This is a genomic window from Neochlamydia sp. AcF95 (assembly GCF_018342455.1).
Classification (GTDB): Bacteria; Chlamydiota; Chlamydiia; order Chlamydiales; family Parachlamydiaceae; genus Neochlamydia.
In genome coordinates, this window is the sequence record NZ_JAEMUC010000068.1 from 1 (window position 1) to 18,076 (window position 18,076).

An 18,076-nucleotide genomic window follows, 5' to 3' on the forward strand; every position below is an offset into this window, starting at 1 on the left:
TTCATGGTGCCTCCTTTAAATGTTGAGTCACCATTTTACTAAAATTTACATTTAATTCCAGTTTCGAAAGAGGTCTAATCTACATCCGTGGGAAATTCATCATAATTTACATCAGCCACGTATTTGCTATAATTTTGCGTAAGCTTACGAGTAGTCTGAGAAGCACTTTCTTGAAGGGCAAGCTTTAATGCTTGCAAGTTAACTTTACGATTAGTAACAGCTAAAGATGCATACTGCCCTACAACATGAGAGGCAGCCCCTCGAGATGCTATAGCAGTACTACGACATACAGGCGCTGTTAAGCTAGTCATACATTTTCTCCTTAGAAAACATGTGTTTAATATAAATTGTTAATCCCATATTTGGCTGTCTTTTATCCAGAAGAAAGATCTATCTTTTTAGCTTAAGGAATTAAAGAGCCTAAGTGTTTAAACTTTTTGCTTAATTTAACCCTAAGTTTTTCTAACAAAAAAATCAACTTCATTCTAGCGATGTTGCGTAAATGATAAGAAGTGGGTGCAATAAAATTGCTCATTAACGCTTAAAGAGCTATAAAATTTAGCTTGCAAAAGCAAAAATATAGGCAAGCTATGGAAAAGAAGTTCACTTACTCTATACGTCCTACCTCTAAGGGGTTTGATTACAACGAAGCTTTAGTGCAAAGAGGAAGCCTAACTTTAGGGTTTATCGAACATCATTGCCAGCGTAGCCCTTGGAATTTTTTTATCAATCTAATCGGCGGAATAGTAGCTTAGGCTTACGGCCTCTGTAAGCTCTGCATTCAATTGACTTGCATGGAAAAACAAAAGTTAATGAGTTGACTTACAGCTTAGGATATGGTTTGAAGGTATCTTAGAGTGTTTTCTTACCCGATAACTCGCGTTAATACAAGGCTGCGTCTTAAAGGGACGAGCTATTAGACCCCTTACGCACCAAGGCCGAGCTAAGAACAAGAAGGTCTTTACTGATTTTTAAGTAGATGAATCTAAACGAACGCTTAACAAGAGAAGTTAACAATAGGAGACTTAAGCGGTTTAAACTCTTAATATAATTTTAAATCTTTCCTACAAGGAAGACAACGTTTTCTATTAAAAATAATTTCCAAGTGCAACCTAATAAACTGTTCCCTTCAAAGCTAAGGATAATTGTCATTGTGATCACTCTCTTAGTATAAAAGGCTTTTTAAATAAGCAGAACCTTTGAAAAAGAGGCGCACGGTGCTTAAAAAGTTCCGGCGCCTAGTTTGTTCACGGTCTGAATTTGAATTTTACATGATTAATAAGGAAAAGACAAAAGCGAAAAGAGAAACCGATTCGATAATACCGATAGCAGCAAAGCATTTACCAAATAAGGAAGGCTCTTTTAAAGTAGCTTGAATGCCTGTCGCGCAAACTTTACCTTGATAAATAGAGGAAAGCATGATGGCACCGCCAGCACTTAGTCCAATAAATACCGCTGATAAGGGAGAAAGTGTCCCTTCTTGAATAGCTCTGCTCATTAGCAGCATCTCCAAAAAACCGTAGATACATTGAGAGGAAGGAGCAGCAGACATACCAATAAACTTGCCGTGTCCTTCTTCTGTTCGGCTCATCGCCGCATGAGAAGCAGCGCCTGCAATATAACAGCCAATACAACTGCCAATCAAACTAAGCCCGAGAGCTATTGCAGGTCCTGCCATGCTAAAATCCATGATAATTCTCCTAATTGATGATTGAAAATGTTAATCTTTATCTTTGCTTAAAAGGCGTAAAGGATTGAATTTTTTACCGCCACCCTCGAATGAATAGTGATACCACTCAAGAAAATTAAGGCGTAAGCCATGAATGACACCTCCCATAATGCTTAAAACAATATTAGTCGCATGTCCGAGTATAAAGAGGACTGCACCTATAGCAAAGAAAGTGGCACTGGCAAATTCATTGATGGTAGAGCTAACCATTGCTCCTGCTAAGCCAAGAGCGTAAATACGTAAATAAGACATCGCATCGGCAAAAATTTGGATAATGGTCATAGGCTCCAGAAAACCTTTCCAACGATGTTGGCATAGGCCTAAAATAAAGGCTATCAATATTCCTCCGCCGACAAGATAGACTCCTCCTTCTCCCATTGATTTGGGCACACCAAATGCAAAGTGAATAATTGAGGTAGCATTCAGGTAATAAGGAATATACAGATAAGCTCCAAGCATAAATATTACCCATCCTATAGCACTCCAATTACGATCTAGATATCTAAGGAGGGAAAGAATGATATGGACAACTCCAACCATTAATGCTATCTCGAAAAGGATGTTATCGTAGAATCTAAAATACATCGGGTGCTCAACTTTTCCTTTCTTGATTACTGTGGCATTATCAAAAAATTCTGTCGGTGTTTTAGATTCTTTTAATTGAGGAATCTCTTGGACAAATTCTTCATACACATCATCTTTATGATAAAAATGATACTCCCCTTTTTTCTCTACCATCCGATGGATTAAAGATATCTTTCTAATAGGACTATGAATATCCAAATGAATGCCAAAATATGAAGCCGTCAAGGCACCCCAAACCATACATGCTATACTCAGGATAAGAGCAAGCTTCCATACGCGATGCCCTAAGCCTTTCAAATTGGCATATTTATAACGGATGAATAGGGCCATCAGTAAAAAGATCAAGCCATATCCAGCATCGCCCACAATCATAGCAAAAAAGGCGGTAAATGATGTTAAAACCCACCAGGAGGGATCTTTATCAGTCGAGGAAGGTGTGTCATAAATATCAACTAGATCTTCTCCAATCTTTTCATAACCTGTATTCTCAAGGCAGGTAGGAACAATTTCGCCTGGCTCTATAGCGACTTGCTCGATATGCACATCTGTCTTTTCGGCCAATAGCCTTAAATCAGCTTTTTTATCCACAGGGATCCATCCTGTAACGGCAAATAAAAAGCCTTCTAAAGGCTCCGAGGAATAGCTTGACGCCGCCTGAAGATGATAGCTATTAAATTTAAATAGTAGGGCGCGATGTAAAAAACTGTTATATTTAGCATAATCCTTGAGGCGATGTTCAACGGTGCGGATCTCTTTTTTAAGGGAAGCTAAATGCTTTTTTAATTGACTCGCCGTGCGAGGAACCTGCATCTCACTCAAACCATCATACTGAATCGGTTCTTTGCTGATAGAGATAAAGTAATCTAGGCCGTGATGATTGCTATTCACAACAATCAGCTCTGTGGGGAGATCCTCGCGCTCTGCGCTTCCAGTTTTAGCAGCGAAAAATTGTATAGTTTGTTTTCCTTCTTTTTCAATAAAAGCTATATCCTCATGAGAAAAATCCCCAAATGCTTCAACACGTATAATTTCAAGATGGGTCAACCTTTCATCTTCAGTAAGCTTAATTAATTCCTGATTTAGCTGAAGAATCTCATTAGCCAAATGATCAGCAAGCTCATATTCTTCTACATCCTCTTGCTCCATTAAAGGTAAGCTACGTAAGATCTTTATAGCAGCTAGAGTATCTTGAATAGAAGAGGGCAGCTCCTGGGTGCCTGAAGGATGAGGATTAATAAAATGAATAAGCCCAGCTTTTTGAGCTTCCTCAAAGAAATAAGCCCGCTGCTCTTCTGAGCCGACGATAAGAAATTTTTCTAGGTCAACTCTCATAGCTGTTCTCCTGCTTGAAGAGCTCTTTGTTCTAATAAATGCTTTTTACGGCCCTCAATTTTAGATTTAGCTACTTTAGCACGCGATACAGCTGCAAGCTGTTGATCCCCTAAAAATACTTTGATTTTTTTGATATTACCAAGAGCGCGTGGAATAAGGATTTTTTCAAAAAGGTTTACGCGAATAGCGACTTCACGTAATTCATTTTCTAAAGCTGCTCTCTTCTCCTGAGCAATATCAATTTTCACCTGAGCCTCTGCTAAGCCGCGCACACCGAGCACGACTCCATCCAACCAAGGTGGAGTGTCAAATAAGGAGTAATGGAAATCTGCAAAATCGACCCCCTCAAAGTAAGGAACTTCCACGCCAGCGATATTTTCATAATGTTTATGGACGGCCAGTATATTTGCAGCACCCATGGGGTCAATCTCTGACTTATCAGACAAGAGCTCTGCATAGCTTTTAACCTCACCGCGCAATGCATGATAGTGATGTTCTAATTTCAAAATTTCAGAACGCGCTTCATTGACTTCAACTTGTAGCATGGCTTTCTTAAGTTGGAGCGTAGGCAAGTATTTTTGTAACTGCGCTAGCTTATTTTGCTGCATTCTAAGTTCGTTTTTCGTTAACTTAAATTCGGCCAACTTTCACTCCTACATTATTTAAGCATCTATTCCAGCTGATTCAATAGCCCACAATCTAAACACATTAAAAAATAAACAAGCAAAAAAGAAGGAGGCAACAACATTTTAAACATTTAAGGTGTATCGTTATAAGTAATTTTACCAGCTTAATTTTGCTTTCTTCTTCTCTGCCCTTATCTTGCCTCTGTCGCTACACTAGAAGGCCAATATTTGGCCACTAAAGCTTGCTTAATGCCGATTTCATCGGATTTAAAACATTCAGCTAAAATACGCCATCCTAGGTCTAAAGCTTCTTCGATAGTAAGATTTACCTCTAATTTCATCATACGCTCTTCAAATAGCTGCGCGTAATGAATCAGCTGCTCATCCCAGTGAGAGAGCTTAAAACCCATGCCTTGGCGCTCTTTAGCTTTCTTAGATTCTGCATAGAGCCGAATCATGCCGTTGGCTAGATCCCCATGATCTTCGCGAGTCACATGGCCAATCACTAGCTGTTTTAAGCGAGAGAGTGAGCCAAAAGGATCAATTTGACGGTTATGAAGATAAAACTGGCCTTCAGTAATATAACCCGTATTGTCAGGTACTGGATGAGTCACATCATCTCCAGGCATCGTAGTAACCCCTACAATAGTGATGGACCCACTCCCTTCAATTAAGACAGCTTTCTCATATCGAGAAGCTAAATCAGAATACAAGGAGCCTGGGTAGCCTCTATTTGAAGGAACTTGGTCCATAGTGATGGCTATTTCTTTAATCGAATCTGCAAAAGCAGTCATATCTGTTAGCAAAACTAGGACATGTTTGCCCTCAATAGCAAATCTTTCAGCGCAAGCTAGCGCCATATCGGGCACCAGCAAACACTCTACAGCCGGATCTGTAGCACGATGGATAAACATAACCGTTTTATTTAAAGAACCTGAAGCCTCAGCATTATCAATAAAAGCTTGATAATCTTTAAAGGTAAGCCCCATACCCCCTAAAATCACTACGTCTGCATCGGTTTGATTAGCAATCCGCATTAAAAGAGGATTGTAAGGTTCGCCTGCCACTGAAAAAATGGGTATTTTTTGAGATTTAACTAAGCAGTTAAAGACATCGATCATGGGGATATTAGTACGTACCATTTGACGAGGAACGATTCTCTTGACAGGATTAAATGAAGGAGTACCAATGTTGATACTTTCGCCAAAAATTTCAGGACCTCCATCAATGGGAAGGCCAGATCCACTTAATCGGCGTCCCAAAAGGGCATCACCAAAAGCTGCTTGCATTTGGCGTTTTAAAAAAATCACTTTATCCTGAGTAGAAATACCGCGTGTATTTTGAAAGACTTGTAAGGTTACCCGTTCTCCTTCAATTCGTAAAACGGAAGCATAGACGCTACGGCCATCTTGCAAGTCAATTCGGGCTAACTCTCCTAGGCTAACGTCCGTCGCCATAAGAGTAATCAGATTTCCCCGCATGTCATTAATTCTTTCATAGACTTTTTTCATCTCAGCTGACCTTTTAGTTTGCTTTTTCAATAAGCTGCTCAATACGAGCAAATGTTTCACGATAGTGGCTTGAAGTTGTCGACATAAAGTTCATATTTTTTATCTGGTTTTGAAGGCTGTTAAAATATTGACGTGCCTCATAATGAGTCGTAAATCTAAAGGGCTTGCCAAAAACTTTATTGATTAACTTAAAAGTAATGATCTGCCTTTTGAGAGGAGAATATGCATCTTCTTTATCAAAAGCATTTTGTTGTAAATAGGCAAAATCGTAAAGCTCAGCTTTAAGAAAGATTACCATGTCTTCAATCGCGGTGCCCTCCTCGCCGACTACTTCCATACGCTTACCAATTTCATAACCTTTGCGTAAGATTGTTTCCGCTGTCTGAACCATCTCTCCCCACCCTTCACACTCCTCGTCAAGTTCCTGGCTTACTTGATCGATATATTTAGACCAAGAGATCAAAGGATCAATCGCTGGATATCTGCGAGAATCAGAACGTTCCCTCGACAGACCTAGAAACGCTCCTACAACCGCTAAAGTTGCTTGAGTTACAGGTTCTTCAAAGTTACCTCCTGCCGGTGATACAGCGCCTCCAATAGTGACCGAACCTTGCTTTCCATTTTTTAAAGAAATCGCTCCTGAGCGCTCATAAAAATCAGCAATACGAGAGGCTAGATAGGCAGGGAAGGCCTCTTCGCCAGGAATCTCTTCAAGACGTCCAGACATCTCTCTTAGAGCTTGCGCCCAGCGAGAAGTAGAATCAGCTAACAGAAGAATATCTAAGCCCATTTGGCGATAATATTCAGCAATGGTAATACCCATATAGATCGATGATTCGCGTGCCGCTACCGGCATGGAAGAAGTATTACATATAATTACTGTACGAGTCATTAAAGTCTGATCAGTATGGGGATCAATTAAATGAGGAAACTCTCGCAGAATTTCTACAACTTCGCCTGCACGTTCCCCGCAAGCTACGAGAACAACGATGTCTACGGAGGAAAATTTTGAAAGGTGATGTTGAAGGACTGTCTTACCTGCTCCAAAAGGCCCTGGGCTGCAAAAAGTGCCGCCTTTCATTAAAGGAAATTGCGTATCAATAATCCTTAAGCCTGTGTCCATCATTTTAGAGGGCTTAATCTTCTCACCTTCAAACAGTGAGGTTTTAATAGGCCATTTTTGCACCATCGTAAACTGATGCTCATAGCCATTTTCATCCATTGCTTTAGCTACTACGGTATCAATACTGTAAGTCCCTGGCTTAATAACCCAAGTGATTTTATATTTTCCAAAATGGGAAAAAGGTAACATGATATGATGCTTGAAACGCTCTTCAATAGTTGTGCCTAAAGTATCCCCTCTTGTTAGAACATCGCCTATCTTAGCTACAGGTAGGTATTCCCAATGGCGTTGCCTATCCAAGGCAGGAATATAGACGCCTCTGGATAAAAAGAAGCCTGCTACATCTGCCACATTTTCCAAAGGATTTTGAAGACCATCTAAAATAGAGGTTAACAGGCCAGGGCCCAATTCAGCTTCCAGAAGATCTCCCATGAATCTGACCGAGGTGCCATATTCAATCCCCGTCGTATCTTCATACACTTGAACTTTAGCTTCGTTCCCTATAATTTCAATTACCTCTGCCTTAAGATCAACGCCTTGCACATCAACCATAGCTATTTCGCCCTGACGAATATGACCTTCAAATTCCACCTGCAGCAAGTTGCCAAAAGCTTTCACAACTTTTCCTTTACTCAAGCTTATTTTTTCTTGTTCTACTGTTGTATCAGCGCTCATAGTTTTCCTTTAATGATAGTATCTACAATTTGTAATCCCTGTTCTTTGTCTAAAGCGCTCCACTTCTCCACGAGAATAAAGCTAGCTAGATAAGCTAATATGCTATCAAAGGAAAAGACATTTAAACCTCTTACCTTTTCAAGGGTTTTTAAACGATATTCATTTAATGCTTTTTGTAAAGCTAAAGGAGTAGTATGTTTCTCATCTAGAATGGTTTTTAATTCTTCAAAACCTGCTGGGGGCTCAAATGTTTTGGAATCTTTTTGAGAAATTAATTGCACCACTATATCTTCATCAAAATTTTCAAATTGAAGCTCTTTAGCCATATCGCGCTCTAATTTTTTTGCTCTATAGGCGGTTAGGATGAGTCGTAAGTTTTTCTCAAAACTAAGGTAACTTTTTAAGAAACCTTGGGTGCTTACCACCTCTTCTCTAAAAAAAGCTGTCATAAGCTGCGGAAAATGATCAATACGAGCTTCTTTACTTTCATAGCGCTCTAAATATTCCATCATATAAGAAGGCAGCAAAGCCGCCTCATCTACAATGGTTTCTTCTAGCTCGTTCAAGTCTAGGTTACCATATTTATCGATAGGTTCTTTTTTTAGATAAGAACGAATATTAAGGAGATCATAGTAACGCCTTAAAACTTGGGTTTGGACATAGTCAGCTTCTGCAAGATTGTCCGCTAGCAATCTTTGCAAATCTCTCCAACTAATCTCAGGCTTTTCACCTAAATGGAGAGGAGGTAATGAAGTTCCCACAAAATAATATTGACGGTTCATAGTGCTTAACTACCAAAAAAGAATTTGCGAAAGTCTTTACGTACATAACGTGAAATTAAATCTTTTAAAGTTTCATCACTCATATCGATCGTTAAGCATTTGTCAATAAATTTTATCTTTACTCCGCCTTTAAAATCTCCTACCACCACGCTTTGATCTTTCAAGCGCTTAAGGATGCCATCAGCTAGCAAATCATTGACTTCTTTAGTAGAGACAGTATGCGGTACAACGGCCGACAAATCTCCGGCCAGGCCTTCCTTCTCGATGGCTTTTATCAAGGTGGCAATTAGATCAGCGATCACTTTAGGGTTAATCGTTGACTGATTAAGTAGCGTATTGAGTTGATCATTAAAAAGATTATGCTCAATTGTTTGCTTTAGAGCTTCTACAGATTGCTTAGAGGCTTGTTGTAGAGATGAATGGAATACATGGCGTTCTTGTTCAAGAGTTTTACGTCCCGCCTGAATTAAAGTTTCCACATGCTTTTCGGCTTCTTCAATGATACGATCAGCTTTTTGCTCAGCCTCTTGGATGATTTTTTTAGCTTCTTCTTTTGCAGGTTCTAAAATCTCGCTTCTCAATTGCTCGGAAATTTTTTTTATTTTATCTTGACCTTTCTCTAATGTCTTCATTGTACTCATCCTCTAGCGGTGTTATCTCTCATTATAAAAATCTGACAGCTTTAAAAAATAAAGGTGCCAAAGGGGAAAAGAGCCATTGTTATTCAGAATGTTATTTAGCTTGCTTAGATTTTTTCAAGACATTTTGCTCGCTAAAAATATATCTCCCATGGTAATAAATTATCTAGTTTTTCCTACTTAAGGACCTATGAAAAAATTATATAAATTTTTACGCTCTATTTCTTTAATAGGATTGAGTCTAATTTTACTTAGCCGATTAGAGGCCGTTGAAGAATTGGCCTCTCCAAGAATAGACCACAGTTCTAACTCTCCTAGTGTAGCTATTTTCATTCCGCCTAAGGGATGGCTGACAGCGGACCAAGAGGCTTTATCTGCGCATATCAAATATATGGTAGTTGGGCCTAAAGTACAAAATGAAATGCCTCCCACTATGAATCTATTGATTGAGCCTTATGATGGCACACTTAAGGATTACTTGAAAAGCATAAAGAAAATTAATGAGGCCCATGGAGATAGTTGGAAAGATCTAGGAATATTAAAAACAAAAGCAGGCGAGGCTAGTTTATCGCAAGTCGACATGCGCTCGAAATGGGGCGGAGAAAAACTTATGCATGCTATTATTGTCAGAAACAAGTATGCTTATGTGCTGACTGCGACTGCAGCTAAACAGGAATTCGCCAGGTTTTATCAGGAGTTTTACCAAGCATTACGCTCCTTACAGATCTATGATAACATTTTAGATGTAGTAAAAGATCCTGTGAAAAAAACTCATCTTGAAAATGCTTTTGCAAAAATTCAACAGACTTTCGATGCAGCTTTAGCTAAGGCGCAGGCTACCCCCTCTTCTCTCTCTCAAGCTAACTGGAAAGAACAGATCTTTTACCATCCTGATTTTCAGAATCATCATTGGAGCCCATTTAAAGCCATGCTAAAACGTAATTATAATGAGCTAAGCCCTGAAGAACAAAACGCTTTAATTGCAAACTACTACACTAAGTTACTGAATTAGAAGGAACACAACAAAAGGAAAGAAGATTTTTCATCTTATATCTCTTTAATACACAAGGAGAAAAAAATTTTTTTCTCAATAGCTAATATAAAAGAAAAGAAAAAAAATTGCAGAAAATGATTTTATATGCCATAACAGCATTGATGCATATATTTATAATTTTTAACACCAACACAAGGTACCAAAGGAGTACGTAAACATGAAAAAATTCAAAAAGATGATTGCTTTGACAACTCTGTTAGCGATATGCGGTTCCACTGTAGATATTAGTGCTCAAGAATATGTTAGCAATGTAGGTGGAATTTGCTATGAAGAATCTCGCCAAGCCCATAGCTTAGCACCAGCGATTGCACTTGGAACCATTGCAGCTGTTGCTATTATTGCTGTAGCGGTACAGAATAGAAGCCACGGACATGGACACGGCCACGCTCATTAATTCACAATAGTAATGCATGAGATGCTGCAACCATGCAAAAAGATTACAAAGAAAGGGGCTCATCTAGCCCTTTTCTTGCTTGTTATACTCTCCTCCTGTTCAACATCTATGAGACAGTGGAAGCTTAAATGCAATAAAGCATCCTACCGCAAATTCACAGGCTCGCGTTTATACCTTCCTGCTGAGAATGCACTTTCTGAAGTAGAAGTGGAGATCATTAAAACCTCTCGAGAACAGTTAATCTACCTTAATGCTAAAGGCTTAGAGTTTCAAACTGAAAGAAAAGACCTCGCTGGACACGCTACTCTTCCCGTCGCTATTCATGTGGATGAGCAAGAACACTACTATTCGGCCTTTCTTCTCCAAGGTAACCAGCGTATTTTGTTACCTGAAAATGCCTGTTCATTAATCATCTCCTCGCTTCTTGACCATAAAAAAGTAACAATAGTGGTATCTAATCGATCGACCCTACTTACCCACGAGCATTTTACAGCCCATTACAGCAAGCTAACTTATTGACCACCAATCATCCGCCTTTTACCCCACTTCTTCTTTTAGGATCTTATTCCCTCTTAAAAAATTTTAAGAGGAGCAGAGGAGATAGCTTACAATCGCTAAGCTTATCCCCCAAATGAGAGACTTTTAAAAATAGCTCGGCATGTAATCATCGTCTTAATATAAGCCTGTTTATCATGAAAAAGCCAGCTTTCACAAAGAGCTCATCCCTGTAGGATCGTACAAACGCAGTTTCTTTAAACACAATGATTACCTCGATTAGCTTATACCTCACTCAGGAAACTTTTTTAAAATTTGCTTGCTTGTATCGATTATCAGCTCTTCGGTAGAGGTTTTTTACCTAACTCTTTCGAACAACTGAGGATAACTTAAGAATGGATATACTCGTTCATAAACTGAGGACACCTTTTATATTTTTTAACCATACAGATCATTAAAAATCTATGGTTTCAAAGGGAGCTACAAAGGCTTTATAAAGTATGCCTTTGCTCGCGAGACGCCTAATTTTATCGAAAGCACAAATAGCATTTTGATAATCCTTCTTTCCCTAAATTATTATAGCAAAAGTTTCACAATTTCTGTAAGTTTGCTCACTTTCAAACTCTACCTAGCTAATTTAAATAATCTTAGCAAGTATTTCTAGTTTAACCCCGCAAAATGACTAAAAAAGTTTGCTCTATTCCTAGGTAAGCTGTAAAATCGTGAAAAAAAAGGAACAACTATGCAAAAAGGACATATTCTTCAGTTTGATTGCCAACAATGTAAGCAACAAGTCTCATTTTCGATCTTTGAACTCGATCAGCTTAGCCATTGCATCCAATGCTCCAGCTGCTATAAAAAATATGTTTTCCATGATGAAACACTGATTAGGCAACTTAAAAAATTCGCTTTACTGTGCCGTCAAATTATCGATTCGGAAGAGATTTTAGGCAATACGGTAGTAGGGATTGATCTTCTAGATAAACATGTCAAAATTCCTTATAAATTGCTACTTACGCGTTTTACTTCTAGTTTAGACTTGCTAATAGGTGATCAACCTGTTAGCATCCGATTTCGTATAGAACCTCTTAAAGATACTCCCTTAGAAAAGGAAACTTATCATGTCTAGTCAACTTGAACAGCTTAAACAAATAACTACTATCGTGGTAGATACGGGCGACATTGATACTATAAAAAAGTTCACCCCTACAGATGCTACCACTAATCCCTCCTTAATTTTGGCTGCTACCCAACAATCGCAATATAAACATTTGCTTGATGATGCTGTCCAATACGCTAAAAAGAAAGCTGCCAATTCTAAAGAAATGCGTACTTTAATGATGGACAAGTTATTCGTTAACTTTGGAATAGAAATCTTACGACTTGTTCCCGGACGAGTTTCAACGGAAGTGGATGCGCGTCTTTCATTTGATAGGGATGAGAGCATTCGTAAAGCGCATACTCTTATAAAATTATATGAAGAGGCAGGAATCAACAAGGAACGCGTGCTTATCAAATTAGCTTCTACATGGGAAAGCACACGAGCAGCACAAGAACTTGAAAATGAAGGCATTCATTGTAATATGACTCTATTATTCAGCTTACCACAAGCCATAGCTTGTGCGGACGTTAAGGCTACTCTTATTTCTCCCTTTGTAGGGCGCATTTTGGACTGGTATAAAAAGAATGAAAATGCAAGTGGTTATGCCCCTTCAGAAGATCCAGGTGTGCAATCCGTTACCCAAATTTACAACTACTTGAAGAAATTTGGATACAAAACGCAAGTGATGGGTGCAAGCTTCCGCAATGTCGATGAAATTCTTGAACTTGCCGGCTGTGATCTGCTAACAATAGCCCCTTCCCTTTTAGAAAAGCTTAAAAATACTCAAGGCCCTGTTCCTCGTAAGCTTAATGCTGATCAAGCTCGTCATTTGAACTTAGAGAAAATTAATCTAGATGAGAAAAGCTTCCGTTTAATGTTAAATGACAATGCGATGGCTACAGAAAAATTAGCTGAAGGTATACGCAAATTTGCTGAAGATTCGGTTAAACTCGAACAATATATGGCTGATAGCTACAGCTTATCTTTCTAAGGTAGCTACTCATACTAGCCAATCGAGGTAGGAAGCTTAAAGTCTTTTCAAAGTCTATCTAAAAAATTTATAAGCTTTCTACCTATAAGCTTTCCATAGATTGGTAAAGCTTATTTTTCTCTCTGTTTTCTATCTTTTCTTGTCTATCTTTCCCCACAACTTTCCTGGATTAAAAGAGTAGTTGCAAAACGATAAGCCTGGTTAAGAGCAACAAGGCAAAGGAACAGCAAAAAAATTTTGCTTAAAAAACTTTAAAAAGTTTTGCTAGCGTCTACAAAATTGAAAATAATATGCCTTCGAGCAGTTCTTTATGTAATCATATACTTAGTAAAAAGCTTGTTTTTACGGGTAGAGTCAGCCTGGAAAAAGGTTGATTTCTTTTTTGGTGATGCAGACGGTAGCTTCTTTAAAAGGTATAAAATTGTGCTTAAAAAGACTTAAGCTCTTTATTAAAAAATCAGCTTTTTAATCTCTCATTGCTATTAACGCCAACTTTCCAAACTCTCTAGCAGCGTATAAAGCTATTTAAAAGCGTATGATTAAAATAGCTTAGGATAAACTTTAAGGGATTGGGGAAAAGCCCATACTCTTCGGGCCACCCTTTTTAAATTAGACCTAGTAACTATGACTTTAAAAAATGGAGCTATCTAGACTTTCGTAGTATTAAGGCCAGCTAGAAAGAAAGATAAGCTTTTTAGCTTCTTGCTAAATAAAAAAACTATCCATCAAGAGTTTATCTTTGATGGATAGTTAATACGCTTGGCAAAGGGTAGCGAATTGCTCCCTTTTTTAAGAGCAGTAGAAGTAGAAGCTCTATTATTTTACACAGAAACTTCTATAGGTTCATCTTCAAAGTCAAACAACAGCTCTTCCTCGTGCTCTTTGTCGACAAACTTTTTAACTCGCTTATGATAGGCAAAGCCTGTCCCGCCGGGGATGATATGTCCCATGATGACGTTTTCTTTAAAGCCCATCAAATAGTCAGTCTTACCTGCACAAGCAGCTTCTGTCAATACACGGGTAGTATCTTGGAAAGAAGCAGCTGAAATAAAGGATTCGGTGCTCAATGAAGCTTTCGTGATACCCAACAGGACAGGAACTCCTTGTCCCGCTTTACCGCCTTCTTTAATCACCTTATTATTTTCTTGCTCAAATTCTCGTTTGTCTATCTCTTCACCGAACAACATACTGGTATCGCCTGGATCCAGCACACGCACTTTTTTGAGCATCTGACGTACGATAATCTCAATGTGTTTATCATTGATATCCACACCCTGGAGGCGATAAACCTCTTGTACTTGATTCACAAGATATTTCTGTAGTTCCCGTACCCCACACACTTCCAGGATCTCATGAGGGATGACGATGCCATCAGTCAGCTGTTGACCTTTAATAACATGGTCGCCACGCTGAACGATTAAGTGCTTAGTATGAGAAATGAGATGTTCTTCCTCCATTCCTGATACTTCATCACGTACTACGACTATTCGCTTGTTCTTTTGTACACCACGAAAATCTACCACCCCGTCAATTTTAGCTATTTCCGCCGAGTCTTTCGGCTTACGAGCCTCAAAGAGCTCAGCCACACGAGGAAGACCTCCTGTAATATCTTTTGTTTTCAAGGCTCCACGAGGCAATCTAGCAAGAAGCTTACCACCACTAGAATATTGCCCTTCAGCTACTGAAATAATGGCTCCCGAAGGAATAGGATAAGTGCCTACAAGTTCTGTACATTCCTTATCAGCATAGATTACAATTTGAGGATGAAGTTCACCACGGTGCTGCTTGACAACCAATTCTGTCTGGCCCGTTTGCTTATTAACATCTCGTTCTGTCGAGATACCCTCCACAAGATCTTCGTATTTAACGTAGCCCGGACGATCGCAAATAATGGGAATATTGTGTTGCTCCCATTCAGCAATTTTCTTACCTAATTTCACTTTTGATCCATCGGGCACTAAAATTTTCGTACCCAATTCTACCGTGAAAGTTTGAAGAGCTTCGATCGATTTTGTGCTAAGTAATTTTTTATACTCTTCAATCGTGCGTCCTTCATCTCGTACAATGTTTAAGGACCCATTTTTGTTCAATGCAATCCACAATCCTTCATCATTTTGTACGACACGAAGATCTGTGTAGATCACTATTCCTTCTTGTTCGGTAATAATCTCAGGGCTTACGCTTGCTGAGGCAATACCACCTAAGTGGAAAGTACGCATTGTCAGCTGTGTACCAGGTTCACCAATAGACTGGGCAGCAATAATACCTACCGCTTCACCTTGGCCAACAGTCCGCCCATTTGCCAAGTTAAGACCATAGCACTTTGAGCATACTCCTCGGCGCGTTTCGCAGGTTAACACCGAACGAATCCTAATATGTTCAATACCTGAGTCATCAATAGCCTCGGCTTGTTGGATAGTCAAGACATCGCCTGCTTTAGCCAGTAATTTTGTACTATCGCCGGGCAGATAAATTTCATCAGAGACAGTACGGCCAAAAATACGATCTTTTAAAGGCAATAATTCCTCTTGCCCTTGCTTAATCGCTGATACTTCAATACCATTTAAAGTTCCGCAATCTTCTTCGGTAATGATCACATCTTGGGCCACATCAACTAAACGACGCGTAAGATAGCCGGAGTCAGCAGTTTTTAAAGCTGTATCTGCCAGACCTTTACGGGCACCGTGAGAAGAGATCGAATATTCAAGAACCGTTAATCCTTCGCGGAAGTTAGAGGTAATAGGCGATTCGATAATTGCGCCTGACGGCTTTGCCATCAAGCCCCGCAATGCACCTAACTGCCTAATCTGTGACTTGTTACCACGTGCGCCGGAATCTAACATCATATATAAAGGATTACGTTTGGATTCTTTGACTTCTCCTACAAGTTTAAATAGCTCTTCAGAAACCTGTTCAGAGACTTCTGTCCAAATACTGATAGTTTTAGAGTGTCGCTCCCCATCGGTAATAATCCCTTCTTCATATTGCTTTTTAACTTGGGCTACACGCTCATGCGCTTCTTGCAAAATTTTGCCTTTAATCTCAGGAATGCGTACATCACATACTCCCATCGATAAAGCTGCTTTGGTAGCTTCAGAAAAACCTAAAGATTTTAGATTGTCAAGAAAACGTACTGTGGCTTCCAACCCAGCTTTTTTATAACAATCCATGACTAGCTCTGACATCTTTTTCTTAGGCAAGCTGTAATTTTGAAAACCCATTTCTTTAGGTACAATCATATTGAAAAGCACCCGTCCAGGTGTAGTTTCAATAATACCTGCTTCTGTTCTAACTTTGATTAACTCATGAATACGTACGCCACGGCTGTAATGCACTTTATTTGTGGCTTCATCATCTATACGCTTGCCACCCTTTTCATATTCATACCAGTTATAACTTCCACCAGCATGTAAAGCCATCAGCACTTCCTGGGCATCGCGGAAAACACGTATTTTCTGTCCATGCTCTTCAGGGAAATAAAGAGGATCATGCATCAGATAATAAAGGCCAAGGGTCATATCTTGCGAAGGAACAGCTACAGGCTTACCTGAGGAGGGCAAGAAAATGTTATCAGGAGCCATCATCAAAAGCTTAGCTTCCAATTGTGCTTCGATAGATAAAGGCACATAAACTGCCATCTGGTCTCCGTCAAAGTCAGCGTTAAAGGCAGCGCACACTAGAGGATGAATGCGGATAGCTTTCCCTTCAATGAGTACAGGCTCGAAAGCTTGAATACCTAGGCGGTGCAAAGTAGGTGCCCGGTTGAGTAGAACAGGATGCCCTTTAATGATATCTTCCAGGACGTCCCACACCTCAGGAGCATGACGTTGGATCATTTTTTTAGCTGAGCGTATGGTATAAACATAGCCCAAATCTTTCAAGCGTTTTACAATAAAGGGCTCGAATAGCTCAAGAGCCATTAGCTTCGGTAGACCGCATTGGTTAAATTTTAGCTCTGGACCGACAATAATTACTGAGCGTCCTGAGTAGTCAACCCTTTTACCCAAAAGGTTTTGGCGGAAACGCCCTTGTTTACCTTTAAGCATTTCTGATAAAGACTTAAGAGGGCGGTTACCAGCTCCCATAACTGGATGTCCATGGCGGCCATTATCAAATAAAGCATCTACAGCTTCTTGCAACATACGTTTTTCGTTGCGGATAATCACTTCAGGGGTTTTGAGCTTAAGAATAGCTTTAAGACGATTATTGCGATTGATTACGCGGCGGTAAAGATCGTTAAGATCAGAGGTAGCAAATCTACCACCATCTAAAGGAACGAGGGGTCTTAAATCAGGTGGAATGACAGGTACACATGCCATGACCATCCACTCCGGCTTATTAGTAGAGGAAACAAAGCTTTCTACAATTTTAAGACGCTTAGCTAGCTTCATGCGCGCTTGCATGGATTTAGTTTTACGCAACTTTTCTTTCAGCTCAACTAAAACAGACTGTAAATCCTCTGTAGCCAGCAAATCGGTGACAGCTTCAGCACCCATTTTAGCTTTAAAAGAATCTCGGCCATATTTTTCTTGCGCTTCTCGGTATTCGACATCGTTAAGCAATTGTTTTTTCTCAAGGTCTGTGTTACCTGGATCTGTAACTACATACTCTTCATAATAAATGACCCTCTCTAGATCGGTCGAAGACATACCCAAAACATTTCCAATACGCGAAGGCATAGTTTTAAAAAACCAAATATGCACAACGGGCACAGCTAATTCGATATGGGCCATTCTTTCACGGCGTACTTTGGAGAGAGTGACTTCGACACCACAGCGATCGCAAACAATCCCTTTATGCTTGATTTTTTTATATTTTCCGCAAGCGCATTCCCAATCGCGTGTAGGGCCGAAAATCTTTTCACAAAACAAGCCGCCTTTTTCTGGCTTAAAAGTTCGATAATTGATCGTCTCAGGCTTTTTAATTTCTCCACGCGACCATTGATTTCTGATGATATCATCAGATGCAATTTTGATCGTGAGCTTATCAAATTGCTGCTCATCTCTTTGATTGTCTGTCATGCTTGTATCCTCTTAATA

Annotated in this window: 15 protein-coding genes; 6 read left to right on the plus strand and 9 right to left on the minus strand. The window is 39.5% G+C overall.

Annotated elements, in window-relative coordinates; genetic code table 11:
• Window positions 1-74 precede the first annotated feature (74 nt).
• A complete protein-coding gene (locus tag NEOC95_RS08035; protein WP_213152449.1) occupies window positions 75-311 on the minus strand; it encodes a hypothetical protein in 237 nt (78 codons plus the stop codon).
• A 279-nt stretch (window positions 312-590) separates the two neighbouring features.
• Here NEOC95_RS08035 and NEOC95_RS08040 point away from each other — a divergent pair, with 279 nt between their 5' ends.
• Window positions 591-755 (plus strand): hypothetical protein, encoded by a 165-nt coding sequence (locus tag NEOC95_RS08040; protein ID WP_166155247.1) that lies wholly within the window; start codon window positions 591-593, stop codon window positions 753-755.
• A 512-nt stretch (window positions 756-1,267) separates the two neighbouring features.
• On the opposite strand, the gene NEOC95_RS08045 is transcribed toward NEOC95_RS08040, so the two are convergent.
• The 7 genes from NEOC95_RS08045 to NEOC95_RS08075 all read right to left on the minus strand — a co-directional run bounded on the left by NEOC95_RS08045 (window position 1,268) and on the right by NEOC95_RS08075 (window position 8,995).
• Window positions 1,268-1,693 carry an ATP synthase subunit C gene (locus NEOC95_RS08045; RefSeq protein WP_347566633.1) on the minus strand — a complete coding sequence of 142 codons (426 nt, stop codon included), beginning with the start codon at window positions 1,691-1,693 and terminating at the stop codon, window positions 1,268-1,270.
• Between the two features lie 27 nt (window positions 1,694-1,720).
• Window positions 1,721-3,646: a V-type ATP synthase subunit I domain-containing protein gene (locus NEOC95_RS08050; RefSeq protein WP_213152450.1), complete on the minus strand. Its 1,926-nt coding sequence runs from the start codon at window positions 3,644-3,646 to the stop codon at window positions 1,721-1,723.
• On the minus strand, window positions 3,643-4,290 hold the full coding sequence (locus NEOC95_RS08055) for a V-type ATP synthase subunit D (RefSeq protein WP_213152451.1): 648 nt from the start codon (window positions 4,288-4,290) through the stop codon (window positions 3,643-3,645). Before NEOC95_RS08055 ends, NEOC95_RS08050 begins: the two co-directional genes overlap by 4 nt.
• 173 nt (window positions 4,291-4,463) lie before the next feature.
• Window positions 4,464-5,783 (minus strand): V-type ATP synthase subunit B, encoded by a 1,320-nt coding sequence (locus NEOC95_RS08060; protein WP_166155239.1) that lies wholly within the window; start codon window positions 5,781-5,783, stop codon window positions 4,464-4,466.
• A 13-nt stretch (window positions 5,784-5,796) separates the two neighbouring features.
• A complete protein-coding gene (locus tag NEOC95_RS08065) occupies window positions 5,797-7,581 on the minus strand; it encodes a V-type ATP synthase subunit A (RefSeq protein ID WP_166155237.1) in 1,785 nt (594 codons plus the stop codon).
• Complete coding sequence (locus NEOC95_RS08070; protein ID WP_213152452.1) at window positions 7,578-8,363, minus strand: DUF2764 family protein; 786 nt, start codon at window positions 8,361-8,363, stop codon at window positions 7,578-7,580. The genes NEOC95_RS08065 and NEOC95_RS08070 overlap by 4 nt, the downstream gene beginning before the upstream one ends.
• 5 nt (window positions 8,364-8,368) lie before the next feature.
• Entirely contained in the window at window positions 8,369-8,995 is a 627-nt protein-coding gene (locus NEOC95_RS08075) for a V-type ATP synthase subunit E (RefSeq protein ID WP_213152453.1), read from the minus strand.
• A 196-nt stretch (window positions 8,996-9,191) separates the two neighbouring features.
• Between NEOC95_RS08075 and NEOC95_RS08080 the strand changes: the two genes are divergently transcribed.
• The 5 genes from NEOC95_RS08080 to tal all read left to right on the plus strand — a co-directional run bounded on the left by NEOC95_RS08080 (window position 9,192) and on the right by tal (window position 13,037).
• Window positions 9,192-10,013: a hypothetical protein gene (locus tag NEOC95_RS08080; protein WP_213152454.1), complete on the plus strand. Its 822-nt coding sequence runs from the start codon at window positions 9,192-9,194 to the stop codon at window positions 10,011-10,013.
• A gap of 199 nt (window positions 10,014-10,212) precedes the next feature.
• Window positions 10,213-10,449, plus strand: a complete 237-nt coding sequence (locus NEOC95_RS08085) for a hypothetical protein (RefSeq protein ID WP_166155229.1) — start codon at window positions 10,213-10,215, stop codon at window positions 10,447-10,449.
• A 108-nt stretch (window positions 10,450-10,557) separates the two neighbouring features.
• Window positions 10,558-10,968 (plus strand): hypothetical protein, encoded by a 411-nt coding sequence (locus tag NEOC95_RS08090; protein WP_166155227.1) that lies wholly within the window; start codon window positions 10,558-10,560, stop codon window positions 10,966-10,968.
• A 718-nt stretch (window positions 10,969-11,686) separates the two neighbouring features.
• A complete protein-coding gene (locus tag NEOC95_RS08095; protein WP_166155225.1) occupies window positions 11,687-12,073 on the plus strand; it encodes a hypothetical protein in 387 nt (128 codons plus the stop codon).
• Window positions 12,066-13,037, plus strand: coding sequence for a transaldolase (gene tal, locus NEOC95_RS08100; protein WP_213152455.1), 972 nt, complete (start codon window positions 12,066-12,068; stop codon window positions 13,035-13,037). Before NEOC95_RS08095 ends, tal begins: the two co-directional genes overlap by 8 nt.
• Before the next feature lie 821 nt (window positions 13,038-13,858).
• Here tal and rpoC read toward each other — a convergent pair.
• Window positions 13,859-18,058: a DNA-directed RNA polymerase subunit beta' gene (rpoC, locus tag NEOC95_RS08105; RefSeq protein ID WP_213152456.1), complete on the minus strand. Its 4,200-nt coding sequence runs from the start codon at window positions 18,056-18,058 to the stop codon at window positions 13,859-13,861.
• Between the last annotated feature and the right edge of the window lie 18 nt (window positions 18,059-18,076).

Coding starts and splice junctions, on each gene's coding strand:
- NEOC95_RS08090 (WP_166155227.1), top strand. CDS start 10,558: ATGAGACAGTGGAAGCTTAAATGCAATAAAGCATCCTACCGCAAATTC.
- NEOC95_RS08050 (WP_213152450.1), bottom strand. CDS start 3,646: ATGAGAGTTGACCTAGAAAAATTTCTTATCGTCGGCTCAGAAGAGCAG.
- NEOC95_RS08070 (WP_213152452.1), bottom strand. CDS start 8,363: ATGAACCGTCAATATTATTTTGTGGGAACTTCATTACCTCCTCTCCAT.
- NEOC95_RS08040 (WP_166155247.1), top strand. CDS start 591: ATGGAAAAGAAGTTCACTTACTCTATACGTCCTACCTCTAAGGGGTTT.
- NEOC95_RS08085 (WP_166155229.1), top strand. CDS start 10,213: ATGAAAAAATTCAAAAAGATGATTGCTTTGACAACTCTGTTAGCGATA.
- tal (WP_213152455.1), top strand. CDS start 12,066: ATGTCTAGTCAACTTGAACAGCTTAAACAAATAACTACTATCGTGGTA.
- rpoC (WP_213152456.1), bottom strand. CDS start 18,058: ATGACAGACAATCAAAGAGATGAGCAGCAATTTGATAAGCTCACGATC.
- NEOC95_RS08075 (WP_213152453.1), bottom strand. CDS start 8,995: ATGAAGACATTAGAGAAAGGTCAAGATAAAATAAAAAAAATTTCCGAG.
- NEOC95_RS08095 (WP_166155225.1), top strand. CDS start 11,687: ATGCAAAAAGGACATATTCTTCAGTTTGATTGCCAACAATGTAAGCAA.
- NEOC95_RS08035 (WP_213152449.1), bottom strand. CDS start 311: ATGACTAGCTTAACAGCGCCTGTATGTCGTAGTACTGCTATAGCATCT.
- NEOC95_RS08080 (WP_213152454.1), top strand. CDS start 9,192: ATGAAAAAATTATATAAATTTTTACGCTCTATTTCTTTAATAGGATTG.
- NEOC95_RS08060 (WP_166155239.1), bottom strand. CDS start 5,783: ATGAAAAAAGTCTATGAAAGAATTAATGACATGCGGGGAAATCTGATT.
- NEOC95_RS08065 (WP_166155237.1), bottom strand. CDS start 7,581: ATGAGCGCTGATACAACAGTAGAACAAGAAAAAATAAGCTTGAGTAAA.